The following is a 17514-nucleotide window of genomic DNA, read 5'->3' as shown; positions in this document are numbered from 1 at the left end:
CAGCCTGCGCCATCGACACAAAGCAAAAATGCATGCGATCCGGCGCGAAACAGTGCCGAACGCGGGCGTTACGTTTGCGTTTATCCCGAAAAATGGCTAAAATCACGAAGTCGCTGGGCACATAGTTTTCGCGCTGCCCGGGTGCGACCTCGGTTGAAAAAGATGGGCGTTGCGCCCATTTTTTTTTGGCTTTTTGGTTCGGCATCTCGGGAGCAGGGGTGCGCGCCCGGTCAAGGCGCTCGCCCGCAGGTGTTTCGCGGCGCGATGCGCGAACACCTTGGAGTTACTGTGCAACTGACGGAATTGATTGAAACCACGGTCTCGAGCCTGGGCTACGAGCTTGTCGATCTCGAGCGTTCGGGAGGCGGCATGCTGCGCATCTATATCGACCAGCCGGCCGGTATCGCCATCGAAGACTGCGAAAAAGTCACACGTCAGCTCCAGTACGTGCTCGAGGTCGAGAACATCGACTATGACCGCCTCGAAGTGTCGTCGCCGGGGCTCGATCGCCCGCTCAAGAAGCTGGCCGATTTCGAGCGCTTCGCGGGAAGCGAAATCGTCATCACATTGAAAAAGCCGCTGGACGGCCGCAAGTCGTTCCGGGGCATTCTGCACGCCCCGCAAGGCGAAAAGATCGAATTGGAATTTGAAGGGAAGGACGGCGCCGCAATGCTCGATTTCACGGTCGCGGACCTCGATAAAGCACGTCTCGTCCCCAAAGTTGACTTTAGGAGCCGCAAACAATGAGTCGCGAAGTTTTGATGCTGGCGGATGCGCTGGCGCGCGAAAAGAACGTCAACAAGGACGTGGTGTACGCAGCCCTGGAGGCTGCGCTTGCTTCGGCAACGAAAAAGCTGTTCGAGGAAGATGTCGATATCCGTGTCGCGATAGACCGCGAAAGCGGCGAACACGAAACGTTCCGCCGCTGGCGCGTAGTGCCGGACGAGGCCGGCCTGCAAGAGCCGGATCAGGAAATCCTCCTGTTCGAAGCGAAGGAGCAGAAGGCCGACGCGGAAGTGGACGATTTCATCGAGGAACCGATCCCGTCAATCGAATTCGGCCGTATCGGTGCACAGGCCGCGAAGCAGGTCATCCTGCAGAAGGTGCGCGACGCCGAGCGCGAGCAGATTCTGAACGACTTCCTCGAGCGCGGCGAAAAGATCATGACCGGCTCGGTCAAGCGTCTGGACAAGGGCAATTTCATCGTCGAATCGGGTCGTGTGGAAGCGCTGCTGCGCCGCGACCAGCTCATTCCGAAGGAAAACCTGCGCGTGGGCGACCGCGTGCGCGCCTACATCGCGAAGGTCGATCGCACCGCGCGCGGTCCGCAGATCGAACTCTCGCGCACGGCGCCCGAGTTCCTGATGAAGCTGTTCGAACTCGAAGTCCCTGAAATCGAACAAGGGCTGCTGGAAATCAAGGCGGCCGCGCGCGATCCCGGCGTGCGTGCGAAAATCGGGGTGATCGCCTACGACAAGCGCATCGACCCGATCGGCACTTGCGTGGGCATCCGCGGTTCGCGCGTGCAGGCTGTGAGGAACGAGCTCGGTGGCGAGAACGTCGACATCGTGCTATGGTCGGAAGACCCCGCGCAGTTCGTGATCGGCGCCCTCGCGCCGGCAGCCGTCCAGTCGATCGTCGTCGATGAAGAAAAGCATTCGATGGACGTCGTCGTTGACGAAAGCGAACTCGCGGTCGCCATCGGCCGCAGCGGCCAGAACGTTCGACTCGCCAGCGAGCTCACCGGCTGGCAGATCAACATCATGACGCCGGACGAGTCGGCGTTGAAGCAGAACGAAGAGCGTGGCAAGTTGCGCGACCTGTTCATGGCGCGTCTCGATGTCGACGAGGAAGTTGCCGACATCCTGATCGACGAAGGCTTCACGAGCCTCGAAGAAATCGCCTATGTGCCGCTCAACGAGATGCTCGAAATCGAAGCTTTCGACGAAGACACCGTGCACGAGTTGCGCAACCGCTCGCGTGATGCGCTGCTGACGATGGCCATCGCCAACGAAGAGAAGGTGGAAGGCGTCGCGCTCGATTTGAAGAGTCTGGAAGGCATGGACAACGAGCTTCTCGCGAAGCTCGCGGAGCACCAGGTTCAAACCCGCGATGACCTCGCGGAGTTGGCAGTAGATGAACTGGTCGAAATGACCGGTATGGAAGAGGATGCCGCTAAGGCGTTGATCATGAAAGCACGTGAACACTGGTTCCAGTGAGAAATGACCATGGCGCACTGATATATCGCGGCCGGTTTGGCCGCATGACCCCGATCTAACCGCAAGGATTGGTCCTTGCATCAAGAGGAATGAATGGCGAGTAACAACGTAGCCCAATTTGCCGCGGAACTCAAAATGCCTGCGGGCGTCCTGCTCGAGCAGTTGCAGGCGGCTGGCGTCCAGAAAGCGAGCGCGAACGACGACCTGTCCGAGACGGACAAGGCGCGTCTGCTCGATCATTTGCGCAAGTCGCACGGTTCCGCCGACGCCGACAAGCGCAAGATCACTTTGACCCGCCGGCATACGTCGGAAATCAAGCAATCCGACGCAACGGGTAAAGCTCGCACCATTCAGGTCGAGGTGCGCAAAAAACGTGTTTTCGTGAAGCGCGACGAAACCGGCGTCGAGCAGCCTGTCGAAACGCCCAATCACGTCGAAGAGCCGGAAGTCGACGAGGCCGAACTGCAGCGCCGCGAAGAAGAAGCGCGCCGCGCAGCCGAGCAGCTCGAGCGCGAAGAGCGCGAGCTGAAGGAGCGTCAGGCCCAGCTCGAGCGTGAAGAAGCCGAGCGCCGCGCCCGCGAGGAAGCGGCCGAAGCCGAGCGTCGCAAGCAGGAAGCCGAGGCGGAACGCCGGGCGACGGCGGCGGCTCAGGCAGCGGAAATCTCCCGTGCGGCTCAGGCTGCACGTCAGGAGGCGCGTACGCCGGTCACCGCCGAGGCGAAGGCCGAGCCGAAGCAGGACAAACAAGACAAGCAAGACGACAGCGCTCAGCGCGCAGCCGCTGCCGCCGCCGAAAAGGCAGCGGAAGAGAAGGCCGCCAGCGAGCGCGCCGCCCAGCGTGAAGCCGCGAAGAAGGCGGAAGAAGACGCCAAGGCGGCCGCTGAGAAGACTCGCATGGAGCAAGAAGCCATCGCGAAGCGCCGTGCGGCGGCTGAAGCCGAAGCACGCGCCATCCGCGAAATGATGAACACCCCGCGCAAGGCGCAGGTCAAGGCGCCGGAACCGGCCCCGGCTGCGAAGCCGGCGGAAGCGGCCAAGGCTGCCGAAGCGAAGGGTACGCTGCACAAGCCCGCGAAGCCGGAAGGCGCGCAGGCAGCGCGTCCCGCCGTGAAGAAGCCGGCTGCCGGCGCACCTGCGCCCGCAGCGGCGGCTCCTTCGGGCGACAAGAAGAAGGCCGGCGGCAAGGGCGGCTGGCAGGACGACGCATCGAAGCGCCGTGGCATCAAGACGCGCGGCGACACGAGCGGCGGCGTCGATCGCGGCTGGCGCGGCGGTCCGAAGGGCCGTGGCAAGCATCAGGATCAGACCACGTTCCAGGCGCCGACCGAACCGATCATCCGTGAAGTGCACGTGCCGGAAACCGTTTCGGTGGCCGACCTTGCGCACAAGATGTCGGTGAAGGCTTCGGAAGTCATCAAGGTGATGATGAAGCTCGGCCAGATGGTCACCATCAACCAGGTGCTGGACCAGGAAACCGCGATGATCGTCGTCGAGGAACTGGGCCATCGCGCGGTTGCGGCCAAGCTGGACGATCCGGAAGCGCTGCTGACCGAAGGCGAAACGACCGAGGAAACGGCAGAGCGTCTGCCGCGTCCGCCGGTGGTGACCGTGATGGGTCACGTCGACCACGGCAAGACGTCGCTGCTCGACTACATCCGTCGCGCGAAAGTGGCGGCGGGCGAAGCGGGCGGCATCACGCAGCATATCGGCGCATATCACGTCGATACGCCGCGCGGCGTCATCACCTTCCTCGACACGCCGGGTCACGAAGCCTTTACGGCAATGCGTGCGCGCGGTGCGAAGGCGACCGACATCGTCATTCTGGTGGTCGCAGCCGACGACGGCGTGATGCCGCAGACGAAGGAAGCAATCGCTCACGCGAAGGCGGGCGGCGTGCCGATCGTCGTCGCGATCAACAAGATCGACAAGCCGGACGCCAACCCCGACCGCGTGAAGCAGGAACTTGTCGCGGAAGGCGTGGTGCCGGAAGAGTACGGCGGCGATTCGCCGTTCCTCGAAGTGTCGGCGAAAACCGGCCAGGGCATCGACGACCTGCTGGAAAACGTCTCGCTGCAAGCCGAAGTGATGGAACTGACCGCGCCGGTCGAAGCTGCCGCCAAGGGTCTCGTCATCGAAGCCAAGCTGGACAAGGGCAAGGGTCCGGTCGCAACCATCCTGGTGCAGTCGGGCACGCTGAATCGCGGCGACGTGGTTCTGGCAGGCAGCGCTTACGGCCGCGTCCGTGCAATGCTGGACGAAACCGGCAAGCCGACGAAGACCGCAGGTCCGTCGATCCCGGTGGAAATCCAGGGTCTGTCGGAAGTGCCGGCGGCGGGCGAAGAAGTCATCGTGTTGCCGGACGAGCGCAAGGCGCGCGAAATCGCGCTGTTCCGTCAGGGCAAGTTCCGCGACGTGAAACTGGCGAAGCAGCAAGCCGCCAAGCTCGAGAACATGCTCGAGCAGATGGGCGAAGGCGAAGTGCAGAACCTGCCGCTCATCGTCAAGGCGGACGTGCAGGGCTCGCAGGAAGCGCTCGTGCAGTCGCTGCAAAAGCTGTCGACCGGCGAAGTGCGCGTTCAGATCGTGCACAGCGCGGTCGGCGCGATCAGCGAGTCGGACGTCAACCTGGCAACGGCGTCGAAGGCGGTCATCATCGGCTTCAACACGCGTGCGGATGCGCAAGCCCGCAAGCTGGCCGAATCGAACGGCATCGACATCCGCTACTACAACATCATCTATGACGCAGTGGATGAGGTGAAGGCGGCGATGTCCGGCATGCTCGCGCCGGAGAAGCGCGAGACGGTGACGGGCATGGTCGAAGTGCGCCAGGTGATCCGCGTGCCGAAGGTTGGCCTGATCGCGGGCTGTATGGTGACGGACGGTTTCGTCAAGCGTTCCTCGTCGGTGCGCGTGATCCGCAACAACGTCGTCATCCATACGGGCGAGCTCGAATCGCTCAAGCGCTTCAAGGACGACGTCAAGGAAGTGCGTCAGGGCTTCGAGTGCGGTATCTCGATCAAGAACTTCAACGACATCGTCGAAGGCGATCAGCTGGAAGTCTTCGAAGTGACGGAAGTGGCTCGCACGCTGTAACGCATCAATACGCTGAGCCTCGAGGCGGAGCGGGCCAAACGGCTGGCTCCGCCTTTTTCTTTGGCGCGGCGGCAAGACAGAAAACGGAACAAGATCATGGCTAAAAGACGGACATCCGCGAACCGCAACGTGCAGATTGCGGATCAGATTCAGCGAGATTTGTCGGAGTTGATGCGCGAGGTGAAGGACCCGCGCGTCGGGATGGTGACGATTCAAAGCGTCGAACTCACGCCGGACTACGCGCACGCGAAGGTCTATTTCACGACGCTCACGGGCGATCCGATGCAAACGCAGGAAGCGTTGAACCACGCGGCCGGCCATCTGCATAACCAGTTGTTCAAGCGGCTGCACATCCATACGGTGCCGACGCTGCATTTCCACTATGACCAGACGATCGAAAAGGCCGTCGAGATGTCGCGCCTGATCGACGAAGCGAACGCGACGCGCGCCAAGGACGACGAGGAAGGCGCCTGAGCGATGACCGCTTCGAAGAATCATGCCGCCCGGCCGAAGCTCGTGCGCCGCGCGCTCGATGGCGTGCTGCTGCTGGACAAGCCGCTCGGGCTGTCCAGCAATGACGCGCTGATCAAGGCGAAGCGCATTTTTCTGGCGAAAAAGGCGGGTCACACCGGCACGCTCGATCCGCTCGCGACCGGCCTCTTGCCGCTTTGCTTCGGCGAAGCGACCAAGTTCTCGCAAGACCTGCTCGACGCCGACAAGACCTACGAAGCGACGATGCGTCTCGGCATCCGCACGGCGACGGGCGATGCCGAAGGCGAAGCGGTGGAAACGCGCGACGTCGCGTGCGATGAAGCGGCCGTCGAAGCGGCGATGACGCGGTTCATCGGCGATATCGTGCAGATTCCGCCGATGTACTCGGCGCTAAAGCGCGATGGCAAGCCGCTCTACGAATACGCCCGCGCCGGGCAGACGGTCGAGCGCGAAGGCCGTCAGGTGACGATTCACGCGCTGAAGATGATCGCGTGCGCGTTGCCGCTCGTGACCTTTCGCGTGACGTGCAGCAAGGGCACCTATGTGCGGACGCTGGCGGAGGATATCGGCGAGGCGCTGGGTTGCGGGGCGCATCTGACGGCGCTGCGTCGCACCGGCGTGGGCGTGCTGACGCTCGAGCATGCGCTGACGCTGGACGAACTGGCGGAACTGGACGAAGCGGATCGCGACGCGCGGCTGCAGCCGGTGGACGCGCTGTTGTCGACGTTTCCCGCCGTGCGGCTCGACGACGAAGCGTGCCGCCGGTTCCTGCACGGGCAGCGGCTCAAGCTGGCCGAAGTGTCGCCGGAGCACATCGAGGCGGGCCGCGTGCGCGTCTACGCGCAGGCAGGCGGCCGTTTGCTCGGTGTGGCAAAAGCAGGCGAAGGCGTGCTCGCGCCGGAGCGCCTCGTCGTCACGGCAAGCTAAGCACAAAAGAAAAAGCCCGGAATCGCAAGGATTCCGGGCTTTTTCACGTGCGCGGTGCAGAAAGACTCAATGCGCCGCCGATGCCGCCGCCGCCGAATCCCCGCCGCCTGCGCGTTCGGGCCGCGTGATCCAGATCAGCGCGATCAGCGCGACAAAAATCCCCGCTGAAATATAGAACATGTCGTTCACGCCAAGCTGCGCGGCCTGCTGCGTCGCCATGCTGTTGAAGAGACCGTAAGTCTGTTCCTGCGACATGCCGAGCGCGCCCATCTGCTGCATCGAATTTACGAACGTCGGGTTGTAGGCGTTGGCCTGTTCGATGAGCTGCGCATGGTGCACGATCGACCGATGCTCCCATGCCGTCGAGAAAATCGACGTGCCGATACCGCCGCACATGATCCGCACGAAGTTCGACAGTCCGGACGCCGCCGGTATGCGATGCCCCGGCAGCCCCGACAGCGTGATCGACACGAGCGGAATGAAGAAGCCCGCCATGCCGATGCCCTGAATCAGCGTCGGCAGCGTTAGCGACCACGTATCGACGCCGGTCGTATAGCGCGAGCGCATCCAGAAGCACAGCGCAAACACGAGGAACGCGGCCGTCGCGATGCGGCGCGGATCCGTGCGCGGCAAGAACTTGCCGGTGATCGGCGAGAGCAGGATCGCGAACACGCCGACGGGCGCCATCACGAGACCCGCGTTCGTCGCCGTGTAACCGATATCCGTCTGAAGCCACAACGGCAGCAGCACGAGATTGCCGAAGTACAGCCCGTAACCGATCGACAGCGCGATTGTCCCGCCTGTGAAGTTGCGCAATTCGAATAGCGACAAGTCGACGACCGGATGCTCCGCCGTCAGCTCCCACACGATGAAGAACGCGAATGAGATGACGGCGATCAGCGCGAGCACGACGATGGTCGTCGAGTTGAACCAGTCGAGGTCCTTGCCCTTGTCGAGCATGACTTGCAGCGAGCCGACCCACACGACGAGCAGCGCGAGCCCGACCGTGTCGATCGGCGCCTTGCGGATCGCGGAATCGCGGTCGCGGAAGATCACGAACGTCGCGAGCGCCGCCGCAATGCCGACCGGGATGTTCACGTAGAAGATCCACGGCCACGAAATGTTGTCCGAGATCCATCCGCCGAGCACCGGGCCGGCGACGGGCGCAATCAGCGTGGTCATCGACCACATGGAGAGCGCCATCGGCGCTTTCTCGCGCGGATAGCTCGCGAGCAGCAGCGTTTGCGACAGCGGGATCATCGGGCCGGCGACCGCGCCCTGCAGCACGCGAGCGGCGAGCAGAAACGGCAGCGTCGGCGCGAGTCCGCACAGCCACGACGCGAGCACGAACAGGATGATCGAGCCGAGAAACAGCCGCACCTGGCCGATACGCTGCGTGAGCCAGCCGGTCAGCGGCACCGAGATCGCGTTGGCGACCGCGAACGACGTGATGACCCACGTGCCCTGATCCGACGATACGCCGAGGTCGCCGGAGATCGACGGAATCGAGACGTTCGCAATCGACGTGTCGAGCACGTTCATGAACACCGCGAGCGACACGGCGATCGTCCCGACGACCAGCTTTCCGCCCGAGAGCGGCGGATGAACGACGTTAGCTTGAGACATGTGTGGAGTCCGCGATGCTGCCGCTTACATCAGCTTGGCGGCCGACGCGGACTTCGTCGCGTTGCCGCGCGAAGCCGACGGCGGCGTGCCCTGCGTGCCCTGCGTGCCGGCGCCCGTACCGGCGTTCTGCTGGATGATGCGCGCGATTTCCGCGTCCGCCTGCTCGCCGTACTTGTCGAACACGTTCGTCTGATACACCGTGTTTTGCGCCGCGCCGAGCTGGCCGCCTTGCTCGTCCTTGATCGTGACATCCACGTTCATCGACAGGCCGATGCGCAACGGATGCTGTTCAAGTTCCTTCGGATCGAGCTGGATACGAACCGGCAGACGCTGCACCACCTTGATCCAGTTGCCCGTCGCGTTTTGCGCCGGCAGCAGCGAGAACGCCGAACCCGTGCCGGCCGAGAAGCCGATCACCTTGCCGTGGAACACCACGCCCGATCCATACAGGTCAGCCGTCAGTTCGACCGGCTGGCCGATACGCATGTGCTTCAGCTGCACTTCCTTGAAGTTGGCGTCGACCCACACGGCGTTGAGCGGCACGATCGCCATCAGCGGATTGCCCGGCGCCACGCGCTGGCCGACCTGCACCGAGCGCTTCGCGACATAGCCCGTGACCGGGGCGGGCAGCGTGTTGCGCGCATAGTTGATGTACGAATCGCGCACCTTCGCCGCGGCGGCGAGCACGTTCGGATGGTTGGCGATGGTCGTGTTGGCCGTCAGCGAGCGGTTCGACGCGAGTTCCTGCTGTGCTGCGTCGAGCGCGGCTTGCGCGCTGCGGACCGCATCGCGTGCGTGCGAGATTTCTTCCTGCGACACCGCGCCCGTCTGTGCGACGGTCAGGCGGCGGCGAAGGTCGTCCTGCGCCCGCGACAGGTCCGACTTGCGCAGCGCGATCTGCGCTTCGTACTGGTTGTTGTTCACGAAGAACGTACGGACCTGGCGCACCGTCTGCGCGAGATTCGCTTCGGACTGATCGAGCGCGACCTTGGAATCGGCCGGATCGAGCGCGACGAGCGGATCGCCGGCTTTTACGGTCTGCGTATCGTCGGCATTGACGGAGATGACCGTGCCGACCACTTGCGGCGTGATCTGCACGACGTTGCCGTTGACGTAGGCGTCGTCGGTGTCTTCGTGGAAGCGCGCAACGAGGAAGTAGTACAGGCCGTACGCGACAGCCGCGATGACGATGACAAGCACGATCAGCGCCATCAGCCGGCGGCGCTTGCCGTTGTTTTGCTTCGGCGCCGGCGCGGAGGCGGGTGCGCTGGCGGCGTTTTGTTTAGGGTCGCTCATGAAGGGCTCCGAAAATTCCGTATTGGTCTTAATGCGTGTTCTTGTGCGCGGCTCAGTGCGATGCCGCTTGCTGGTTCACGGCCTGGCGCTGTCCGCTGCCGTCGATGGCAAGGTCGGTGCTCGTCGCGTCGAAACCGCCGCCGAGCGCCTGAATCAGCGCGATCTGAAGATCGCTGCGCTTCAGGCGCAGGTTCGTGACGGTCTGCTCGTTGGCGAGGCGGTTCTGGTCCGCCGTCAGCACCTGCAGTTGCGGCGACAGACCCGCCTTGTAGCGGATCACCGAGAGCTGGTAGGCGCTCGTGGCGGCGGCGAGCGCGCGCTGCGCGTCGGCCATTTGCCTGTCGAGCGCGCGGATTGCGGCGATGTTGGTCGCCACGTCGTTCAGCGCGTTGATGAGCGTCTGGTTGTAATTGGCGACATCGCTTTCGAAGTCGGCGTAGCGGCCCTTCAACTGCGCGCGCAGTGCGCCGGCGTCGAAAATCGGCAGGTGGATTGCCGGGCCAGCCTGAATCTGCCGGCTGCTCGCCGTCAGGAAGCGGCCCCAGCCGAAGGCGTCGAAACCGAAACCTGCCGCGAGGTTGATGTCCGGGAAGAACTCGGCCTTCGCTTCCTTGATGTTGTGCGTCGCCGCTTCGATCTGCCAGCGCGACGCGACGATATCCGGCCGGCGTGCGATCAAATCGGCGGGCACGTTGTCCGGCAGCGCGACGTTGATGTCCGGATTGATCAACGGATTGGCAATCTGCAGCCCGCGATCGGGGCCTTTGCCCAGCAGCGCCGCCAGCTGATAGCGCACCGACTGGATCTGCCCGTCGAGTTCGCTGAGATTGGTCTGGCTGGTCGCGACGTTGCCTTCGGCGGTGCGCTGCTCGACATTCGTGTCGAGACCTGCGGTGACGCGCCCGCTCGTGATGCGCCCCACGTTCTCGCGATTGGAGATCTCACGCTGCGTCACATCCCGCAGCGCATAGAGCAGCGCAAGCTGGTTGTAGGTGCGCGCCACGGATGCCGCCAGCGTCACACGCGCCTGCTGCATGTCGGCTTCGGCCGCCTTCTGCTGCGAGACCGCCATGTTCAGGCGCGAGCGGTTCTTGCCCCACAGATCGAGGTCCCACGACGCGCTCGCGAGCACGTTGTTCTCGCTGTACCACGTTCCGCCGTAGGGCGGCGGGAAGAGGGCGTTGGCCGAATAGAGCTCGCGCGTCCACGAATATTTGGCCTCGACGTGCGGATAAAGCGACGAACGCGAACTCTCGATATAAGCCGACGCCTTCGCAATGCGCGCCTGCGCCTGCGCGATGCTCGGATTGCCCGCGAGCGCCTCGTCGATCAGTTGCGGCAATTGCGGATCGCCGAACTGTTTCGCCCAGTCGAGGCTCGGCCACTGGCCGCCTTGCGCCGGCACGCTCTGGGTGGACTCCAGCGTTTCCGGTGCGGTGATCTGCTTGTCGCTCGAAATGCCCGCGTAGTTCGCGCAGCCCGCGACCGCGAGCGCAGCCACGGCGGCGGCCACGGCGCTCTGCGCGCGGCGCAATTGGCTCGCGGGCCAAAGTGCGGACAAGGAAAGGTGTTTCATCGCTCGTCTCTTGAGAGAGGTATGGATTATGGACGTTGCAACTATTTCAGATGCGCTGGCAGACCGATCGTCTCGCGCGTCATCGCGAAGGCGCGCCGGGCTTTTCGACGGTGCCGGCGAGGCACGCGGCGGCGGGATCGCAGGTGTTCGCGAGAATCCGCCGCAGCATGCTTTTCAGGAACCCGACTTCTTCGGGCGTGAAGCCGGCGAGCAGCGTATCCAGCACGCGCGTGAAGATTGCCGGGACCTGCTCGGCCATCGCGCGGCCGTCGGGCGTGAGCGCAAGGCGCACCACACGGCGGTCTTCGTTGCTGCGCACGCGCGACAGCAGCCCGCGCTTCTCCAGCCGGTCGATGAGACGCGTGACCGCGCTCGCGTCGATGCCGTATTCGCGGGCAATGTCGGCCGCCGTCAGGCACTTGCCGACCGCCAGCATGAACACGATGCTCGCCTGCGTGCTCGTGATGCCGAGTTCGGCCGTCGTGTGCTGCGTCACCATGTTCCAGAGCGTCGAGCGCACGCGACTGATCAGATAGCCGACGCTCTCGCTCAGCACATAGCTGTCGATCGACGTGGGTTTTGGGGCGTCGCTCATGAAAGGAATATGCAAGTGCAATAGTGGACTAGGCAGGATTATAGGCGCGGCGTTGCGCCGCCTGCAAGGGACTTTTCTGGATCCGCTTACAATGAACGGCGCGTTACGCCTGCGGCCTTATGCGACGGGCTTCGGCGCGTCTCGTCGCCTTCGGCGGCCCGGCGCGGCGCCGGCGAAGGCCTTCCTAAAGGTTCGGGTAGCGTCCTATTGTCGAAAAGAGGACGTTTGTGCGTGCTATACTTTACGGTTCTCACCGCGCCGGGCCGGAAGAGTAGTTCAAATCCCTGAAGTCTTCCGAGCGATCCACGCCAGGCGTCATGCACGATGTGACGCTCAATCGACGGTCTGCCGAGCCAGCCAGGAGTTTCCAGCTCCCGGGGTTCGCTTCGACGGCGCACAACCAAGATATCCCTTATGACTCGCGCCCTCCGCAATATCGCCATCATTGCTCACGTCGACCACGGCAAGACCACGCTCGTCGACCAGTTGCTCCGTCAATCGGGCACGTTCCGTGAAAACCAGCAGGTCGCCGAGCGCGTCATGGACTCGAACGACATCGAAAAGGAACGTGGCATCACGATCCTCGCGAAGAACTGCGCGGTCGAGTATGAAGGCACGCACATCAACATCGTCGACACCCCCGGGCACGCCGACTTCGGCGGCGAAGTGGAGCGCGTGTTGTCGATGGTCGATTCCGTGTTGCTGCTCGTCGACGCCGTCGAAGGCCCGATGCCGCAAACGCGCTTCGTCACGAAGAAGGCGCTCGCGCTCGGCCTCAAGCCGATCGTCGTCGTCAACAAGGTGGATCGTCCGGGCGCGCGCATCGACTGGGTGATCAACCAGACCTTCGATCTGTTCGACAAGCTCGGCGCCACCGAAGAGCAACTCGATTTCCCGATCGTCTATGCATCGGGCCTGAACGGCTTTGCCGGACTGAATCCGGACGTGCGCGAAGGCACGATGCGTCCGCTGTTCGAAGCCATTCTCGAGCACGTGCCGGTTCGCCCGGCCGATCCTGACGGTCCGCTGCAACTGCAAATCACCTCGCTGGACTACAACTCGTACGTCGGCCGTATCGGCGTGGGCCGTGTCGCGCGTGGCCGCATCCGCCCCGGCATGCAGGTCGCGGTGCGTTCGGGTCCGGACGGCGCAATCCTGAATCGCAAGATCAATCAGGTGCTGTCGTTCCACGGCCTCGAGCGCGTGCAAGTGGAAGAAGCGCAAGCGGGCGATATCGTGCTGATCAACGGCATCGAGGAAATCGGCATCGGCGTGACCATCTGCGCGCCGGAGAATCCTGAAGCCCTGCCGATGATCACCGTCGACGAACCCACACTCACGATGAACTTCCTCGTGAATTCGTCGCCGCTCGCGGGCAAGGAAGGCAAGTTCGTGACGAGCCGCCAGATCCGCGATCGTCTCACGAAGGAACTGAATCACAACGTCGCGCTGCGCGTGAAAGATACCGGCGACGAAACCACGTTCGAAGTGTCGGGCCGTGGCGAATTGCACCTGACCATTCTTGTCGAGAACATGCGCCGTGAAGGGTATGAACTCGCGGTGTCGCGTCCGCGCGTGGTGCTGCAGGAAATCGACGGCGTGAAGTGCGAGCCGTATGAAAACCTGACGGTCGATATCGAAGACCAGCATCAGGGCGGCGTGATGGAAGAACTCGGCCGCCGCAAGGGCGAAATGCTCGACATGACGTCCGACGGCCGTGGCCGCACGCGTCTCGAGTACAAGATTTCGGCGCGCGGTCTGATCGGTTTCCAGAGCGAGTTCCTGACGCTCACGCGCGGCACGGGCCTGATGAGCCATACCTTCGATTCGTATGCGCCGGTCAAGGAAGGCTCGGTGGGCGAGCGCCGCAACGGCGTGCTGATCTCGCAGGACGATGGCGCCGCTGTCGCTTATGCGCTGTGGAAGCTGCAGGATCGCGGCCGCATGTTCGTGTCGCCCGGCGATGCGCTGTATGAAGGCATGATCATCGGCATTCACAGCCGCGACAACGACCTCGTCGTGAACCCGATCAAGGGCAAGCAGTTGACCAACGTGCGCGCATCGGGCACCGACGAAGCCGTGCGCCTCGTGCCGCCGATCCAGCTTTCGCTGGAATACGCGGTCGAGTTCATCGATGACGACGAACTCGTCGAAGTGACGCCGCAGTCGATCCGTCTGCGCAAGCGTCACCTGAAGGAACACGAGCGCCGTCGCGCGAGCCGCGAGTCGGCTGCTGACTAAGCCTTACAGCAGTGACAAGCAAAAGCCGCCCTCGGGCGGCTTTTGTGTTTAGTGGCCGTGAGAGCCGCTAAAGATTGTCCGGCGGCAACCGTTAAATATCGGGAGCATGCGCCCTTGCAACGCGGATCAGCGCCCGCAAATGCCCGTTGCAGAAGGGCGAAGACGAGAGCGACGGTGCGACCACCGGTCATATGACGAATGGTTATGTGCTATGCTACTCGGATTAGCTGTCGCATTTTAGGTCCTTCCAAGCAGACTTGATTCGCGCAATCCGCTAAACGGTCAGGCCGTGTCGCGGAAGGTTTTGTAACCCGCACTTCCTCGAGAAACTCGAAGAAAGGTGAGCGTAAAATGATGAAGCAATTCCAGTCGAACTCTTATCTGTTCGGCGGTAATGCTCCGTACGTCGAAGAGTTGTACGAGGCATATCTCGATAATCCCGCGTCAGTGCCCGAGACCTGGCGAGCCTATTTCGATGCGTTGCAAAACGTGCCCGCATCGGACGGCACCAATCACAACGACGTGGCCCACGGCCCCATCGTCGAATCTTTCGCACAACGCGCGAAGTCGAACGCCTTCCTCCCGCGTGAAGGCGCAACGGAAGACCTCGCCACCGCGCGCAAGCAAGTCTACGTTCAGTCCCTGATCGGCGCGTATCGCTTTCTCGGCTCACAATGGGCCAATCTCGATCCGCTCAAGCGCCGCGAGCGTCCGCATATCCCCGAACTCGAGCCTGCGTTCTACGACTTCACCGAAGCCGACATGGACCAGACGTTCAGCGCCACGAACCTGTATTTCGGTTTCGAGCGCGCGACGCTGCGCGAGATCGTCAAGGCATTGCGCGACACGTATTGCGGCACGATAGGCGCCGAGTACATGTACATCAGCGATCCGGAACAGAAGCGCTGGTGGAAGGAACGCCTCGAGTCGATCCGCTCGACGCCCAATTTCTCGAACGAAAAGAAGAAGCACATTCTGAATCGCCTGACGGCCGCCGAAGGCCTCGAGCGTTTCCTGCACACCAAGTACGTCGGCCAGAAGCGCTTCTCGCTGGAAGGCGGCGAGAGCTTCATCGCGTCGATGGACGAAGTCGTCCGTCACGCGGGCAAGAACGGCGTGCAGGAAATCGTCATCGGCATGGCGCACCGCGGGCGTTTGAACGTGCTGGTCAACACGCTCGGCAAGATGCCGGCTGACCTCTTCGCCGAATTCGAAGGCAAGCACGTCGATGATCTGCCGGCCGGCGACGTGAAGTACCACAAGGGCTTCTCGTCGGACGTGTCGACCGAAGGCGGCCCGGTTCACCTGTCGCTCGCGTTCAACCCGTCGCACCTCGAAATCGTGAACCCGGTGGTCGAAGGTTCGGCGAAGGCGCGTATGGATCGCCGCGGCGACGAAGAAGGCCTGCAAGTGCTGCCGGTGCAGATTCACGGCGACGCGGCCTTCGCAGGCCAGGGCGTCGTGATGGAAACGCTGAACCTCGCGCAGACGCGCGGCTACGGCACGCACGGCACGCTGCATATCGTCATCAACAACCAGATCGGCTTTACGACGTCGGACCCGCGCGATTCGCGCTCGACGCTGTACTGCTCGGACGTCGTCAAGATGATCGAGGCGCCGGTGCTGCACGTGAACGGCGACGATCCCGAAGCCGTCGTGCTCGCCACGCAGCTCGCGATCGACTTCCGCACGAAGTTCCACAAGGACGTGGTGGTGGACATCGTCTGCTTCCGCAAGCTGGGTCACAACGAGCAGGACACGCCGGCGGTCACGCAGCCGCTGATGTACAAGACCATCGCGAAGCATCCGGGCACGCGCGCGCTGTACGCCGAGAAGCTGGTGCAGCAAGGCGTGATCACCGCTGAAGATGCCGATAACTTCGTGAAGGCATACCGTCAGGCGATGGACGAAGGCCATCACACGATCGATCCGGTGCTCTCGAACTACAAGAGCAAGTACGCGGTCGACTGGGTGCCGTTCCTGAACCGCAAGTGGACCGACGCCGCCGATACGGCCGTCCCGCTCGCGGAACTCAAGCGCCTCGCCGAGCGTGTCACGACGATCCCCGAAAACTTCAAGCTGCATCCGCTCGTCGAGCGCGTGATCAACGATCGCCGCGCAATGGGCCGTGGCGAATCGAAGCTCGACTGGGGCATGGGCGAGCATCTCGCGTTCGCGTCGCTGGTCGCATCGGGTTATGCGGTGCGTCTGACGGGTCAGGATTCGGGCCGCGGCACGTTCACGCACCGTCACGCCGTTCTGCACGATCAGAACCGCGAACGCTGGAACGACGGCACGTATATCCCGCTGCAGAACATCGCGGAAGGTCAGGCCAAGTTCACCGTCATCGACTCCGTGTTGTCGGAAGAAGCGGTGCTCGGCTTCGAGTACGGCTATTCGACCGCCGAGCCGAACACGTTCGTCGCGTGGGAAGCGCAGTTCGGCGACTTCGTGAACGGCGCGCAGGTCGTGATCGACCAGTTCATCTCGTCGGGCGAAGTGAAGTGGGGCCGCGTCTCGGGTCTCACGATGATGCTGCCGCACGGCTACGAGGGCCAGGGTCCGGAGCACTCGTCGGCGCGTATCGAGCGCTTCCTGCAACTGTGCGCGGATCACAACATGCAAGTGGTCCAGCCGACGACGCCCGCGCAGATTTTCCATCTGCTGCGCCGCCAGATGATCCGCCTGTTCCGCAAGCCGCTGATCATCGCGACGCCGAAGTCGCTGCTGCGTCACAAGGAAGCCGTGTCGGATCTGTCGGAACTGGCGAAGGGTTCGTTCCAGCCGGTCATCGGCGAAGTGGACGAAGCCATCGACGCGAAGAAGGTGAAGCGCGTGGTCTGCTGCTCGGGCCGCGTGTATTACGACCTCGTCGCGCATCGCCGCGAAGCGAAGGCGAACGACGTCGCCATCGTGCGTATTGAGCAGCTGTATCCGTTCGCGCACAAGCAGTTCGACTCGGAACTCAAGAAGTTCGAGAACGCGACCGAAGTGGTCTGGGTGCAGGACGAGCCGCAGAATCAGGGCGCATGGTTCTACGTCGAGCACCATCTGCGTGAAGGCATGAAGGAAGGGATGAAGCTCGCGTACAGCGGCCGCCCGGCTTCGGCCTCGCCGGCAGTCGGCTACTACGCGAAGCACTACGAGCAGCAGAAAGCGCTGGTCGAAGGCGCGTTCGGCCGCCTGAAGGGCGCGCAGACCATCGCGAAGTAATCTGCCTGACCGGGACCGGCGCGCGAAACGTGCGCCGGTCCCGATGCTCGTACACACAGACACGCATTAGGACAATACAGAAATGGCTATCGTAGAAGTCAAGGTTCCCCAGCTCTCCGAGTCGGTCTCGGAAGCCACCATGCTGCAGTGGAAGAAGAAGCCGGGCGAGGCTGTCGCCCAGGATGAAATCCTGATCGAAATCGAGACCGACAAGGTCGTGCTCGAAGTGCCCGCGC

The 17514-nt window shown here is 63.1% G+C and carries 12 protein-coding genes; 8 read left to right on the top strand and 4 right to left on the bottom strand.

The genetic code is table 11. From position 1 onward, the window contains the following. The first annotated feature begins 288 nt into the window (after positions 1-288). The 5 genes from rimP to truB all read left to right on the top strand — a co-directional run bounded on the left by rimP (position 289) and on the right by truB (position 6731). Positions 289-747, top strand: a complete 459-nt coding sequence (gene rimP / locus BG57_RS25005) for a ribosome maturation factor RimP (protein WP_035969196.1) — start codon at positions 289-291, stop codon at positions 745-747. Further along, the gene (nusA, locus tag BG57_RS25000; protein ID WP_035969193.1) at positions 744-2219 is read left to right on the top strand and encodes a transcription termination factor NusA; all 1476 of its coding nucleotides are present in this window, start codon (positions 744-746) and stop codon (positions 2217-2219) included. The genes rimP and nusA overlap by 4 nt, the downstream gene beginning before the upstream one ends. Before the next feature lie 93 nt (positions 2220-2312). Further along, positions 2313-5312: a translation initiation factor IF-2 gene (gene infB, locus BG57_RS24995; RefSeq protein WP_035969191.1), complete on the top strand. Its 3000-nt coding sequence runs from the start codon at positions 2313-2315 to the stop codon at positions 5310-5312. A 96-nt stretch (positions 5313-5408) separates the two neighbouring features. Further along, a complete protein-coding gene (gene rbfA, locus BG57_RS24990) occupies positions 5409-5786 on the top strand; it encodes a 30S ribosome-binding factor RbfA (RefSeq protein WP_035969188.1) in 378 nt (125 codons plus the stop codon). A 3-nt stretch (positions 5787-5789) separates the two neighbouring features. Continuing rightward, positions 5790-6731 (top strand): tRNA pseudouridine(55) synthase TruB, encoded by a 942-nt coding sequence (truB, locus tag BG57_RS24985; RefSeq protein WP_035969186.1) that lies wholly within the window; start codon positions 5790-5792, stop codon positions 6729-6731. 66 nt (positions 6732-6797) lie between these two features. Here truB and BG57_RS24980 read toward each other — a convergent pair whose 3' ends face one another. From BG57_RS24980 to BG57_RS24965, 4 genes are all read right to left on the bottom strand, one after another. After that, positions 6798-8357: a DHA2 family efflux MFS transporter permease subunit gene (locus BG57_RS24980; protein ID WP_035969184.1), complete on the bottom strand. Its 1560-nt coding sequence runs from the start codon at positions 8355-8357 to the stop codon at positions 6798-6800. Between the two features lie 24 nt (positions 8358-8381). Then, complete coding sequence (locus BG57_RS24975) at positions 8382-9653, bottom strand: HlyD/EmrA/EmrK family protein (RefSeq protein ID WP_035969182.1); 1272 nt, start codon at positions 9651-9653, stop codon at positions 8382-8384. A 52-nt stretch (positions 9654-9705) separates the two neighbouring features. Next, complete coding sequence (locus BG57_RS24970; RefSeq protein ID WP_035969180.1) at positions 9706-11229, bottom strand: efflux transporter outer membrane subunit; 1524 nt, start codon at positions 11227-11229, stop codon at positions 9706-9708. Between the two features lie 79 nt (positions 11230-11308). Further along, a complete protein-coding gene (locus BG57_RS24965) occupies positions 11309-11824 on the bottom strand; it encodes a MarR family winged helix-turn-helix transcriptional regulator (RefSeq protein ID WP_035969178.1) in 516 nt (171 codons plus the stop codon). A 414-nt stretch (positions 11825-12238) separates the two neighbouring features. Here BG57_RS24965 and typA point away from each other — a divergent pair, with 414 nt between their 5' ends. The 3 genes from typA to BG57_RS31810 form a co-directional block, all read left to right on the top strand. Then, positions 12239-14065: a translational GTPase TypA gene (gene typA, locus BG57_RS24960; RefSeq protein WP_035969175.1), complete on the top strand. Its 1827-nt coding sequence runs from the start codon at positions 12239-12241 to the stop codon at positions 14063-14065. A gap of 351 nt (positions 14066-14416) precedes the next feature. Beyond that, positions 14417-17278: a 2-oxoglutarate dehydrogenase E1 component gene (locus BG57_RS24955; RefSeq protein WP_035969172.1), complete on the top strand. Its 2862-nt coding sequence runs from the start codon at positions 14417-14419 to the stop codon at positions 17276-17278. Positions 17279-17360: 82 nt separating this feature from the next. Further along, on the top strand, positions 17361-17514 hold a 154-nt coding region (locus tag BG57_RS31810; protein WP_338151984.1), incomplete at its 3' end, for a biotin/lipoyl-containing protein.

Source organism: Caballeronia grimmiae, assembly GCF_000698555.1.
GTDB classification, from domain to species: domain Bacteria; phylum Pseudomonadota; class Gammaproteobacteria; order Burkholderiales; family Burkholderiaceae; genus Caballeronia; species Caballeronia grimmiae.
The sequence above is the reverse complement of the archived record's forward strand: the minus strand, read 5'-3'. Positions and strand labels throughout refer to the sequence as shown.

Excerpts from the sequence above, each read along its gene's own strand:
- BG57_RS24980 (WP_035969184.1), bottom strand. The coding sequence starts at position 8,357 with ATGTCTCAAGCTAACGTCGTTCATCCGCCGCTCTCGGGCGGAAAGCTG.
- BG57_RS24955 (WP_035969172.1), top strand. The coding sequence starts at position 14,417 with ATGATGAAGCAATTCCAGTCGAACTCTTATCTGTTCGGCGGTAATGCT.
- infB (WP_035969191.1), top strand. The coding sequence starts at position 2,313 with ATGGCGAGTAACAACGTAGCCCAATTTGCCGCGGAACTCAAAATGCCT.
- nusA (WP_035969193.1), top strand. The coding sequence starts at position 744 with ATGAGTCGCGAAGTTTTGATGCTGGCGGATGCGCTGGCGCGCGAAAAG.
- truB (WP_035969186.1), top strand. The coding sequence starts at position 5,790 with ATGACCGCTTCGAAGAATCATGCCGCCCGGCCGAAGCTCGTGCGCCGC.
- BG57_RS24970 (WP_035969180.1), bottom strand. The coding sequence starts at position 11,229 with ATGAAACACCTTTCCTTGTCCGCACTTTGGCCCGCGAGCCAATTGCGC.
- BG57_RS24965 (WP_035969178.1), bottom strand. The coding sequence starts at position 11,824 with ATGAGCGACGCCCCAAAACCCACGTCGATCGACAGCTATGTGCTGAGC.
- rbfA (WP_035969188.1), top strand. The coding sequence starts at position 5,409 with ATGGCTAAAAGACGGACATCCGCGAACCGCAACGTGCAGATTGCGGAT.
- BG57_RS24975 (WP_035969182.1), bottom strand. The coding sequence starts at position 9,653 with ATGAGCGACCCTAAACAAAACGCCGCCAGCGCACCCGCCTCCGCGCCG.
- typA (WP_035969175.1), top strand. The coding sequence starts at position 12,239 with ATGACTCGCGCCCTCCGCAATATCGCCATCATTGCTCACGTCGACCAC.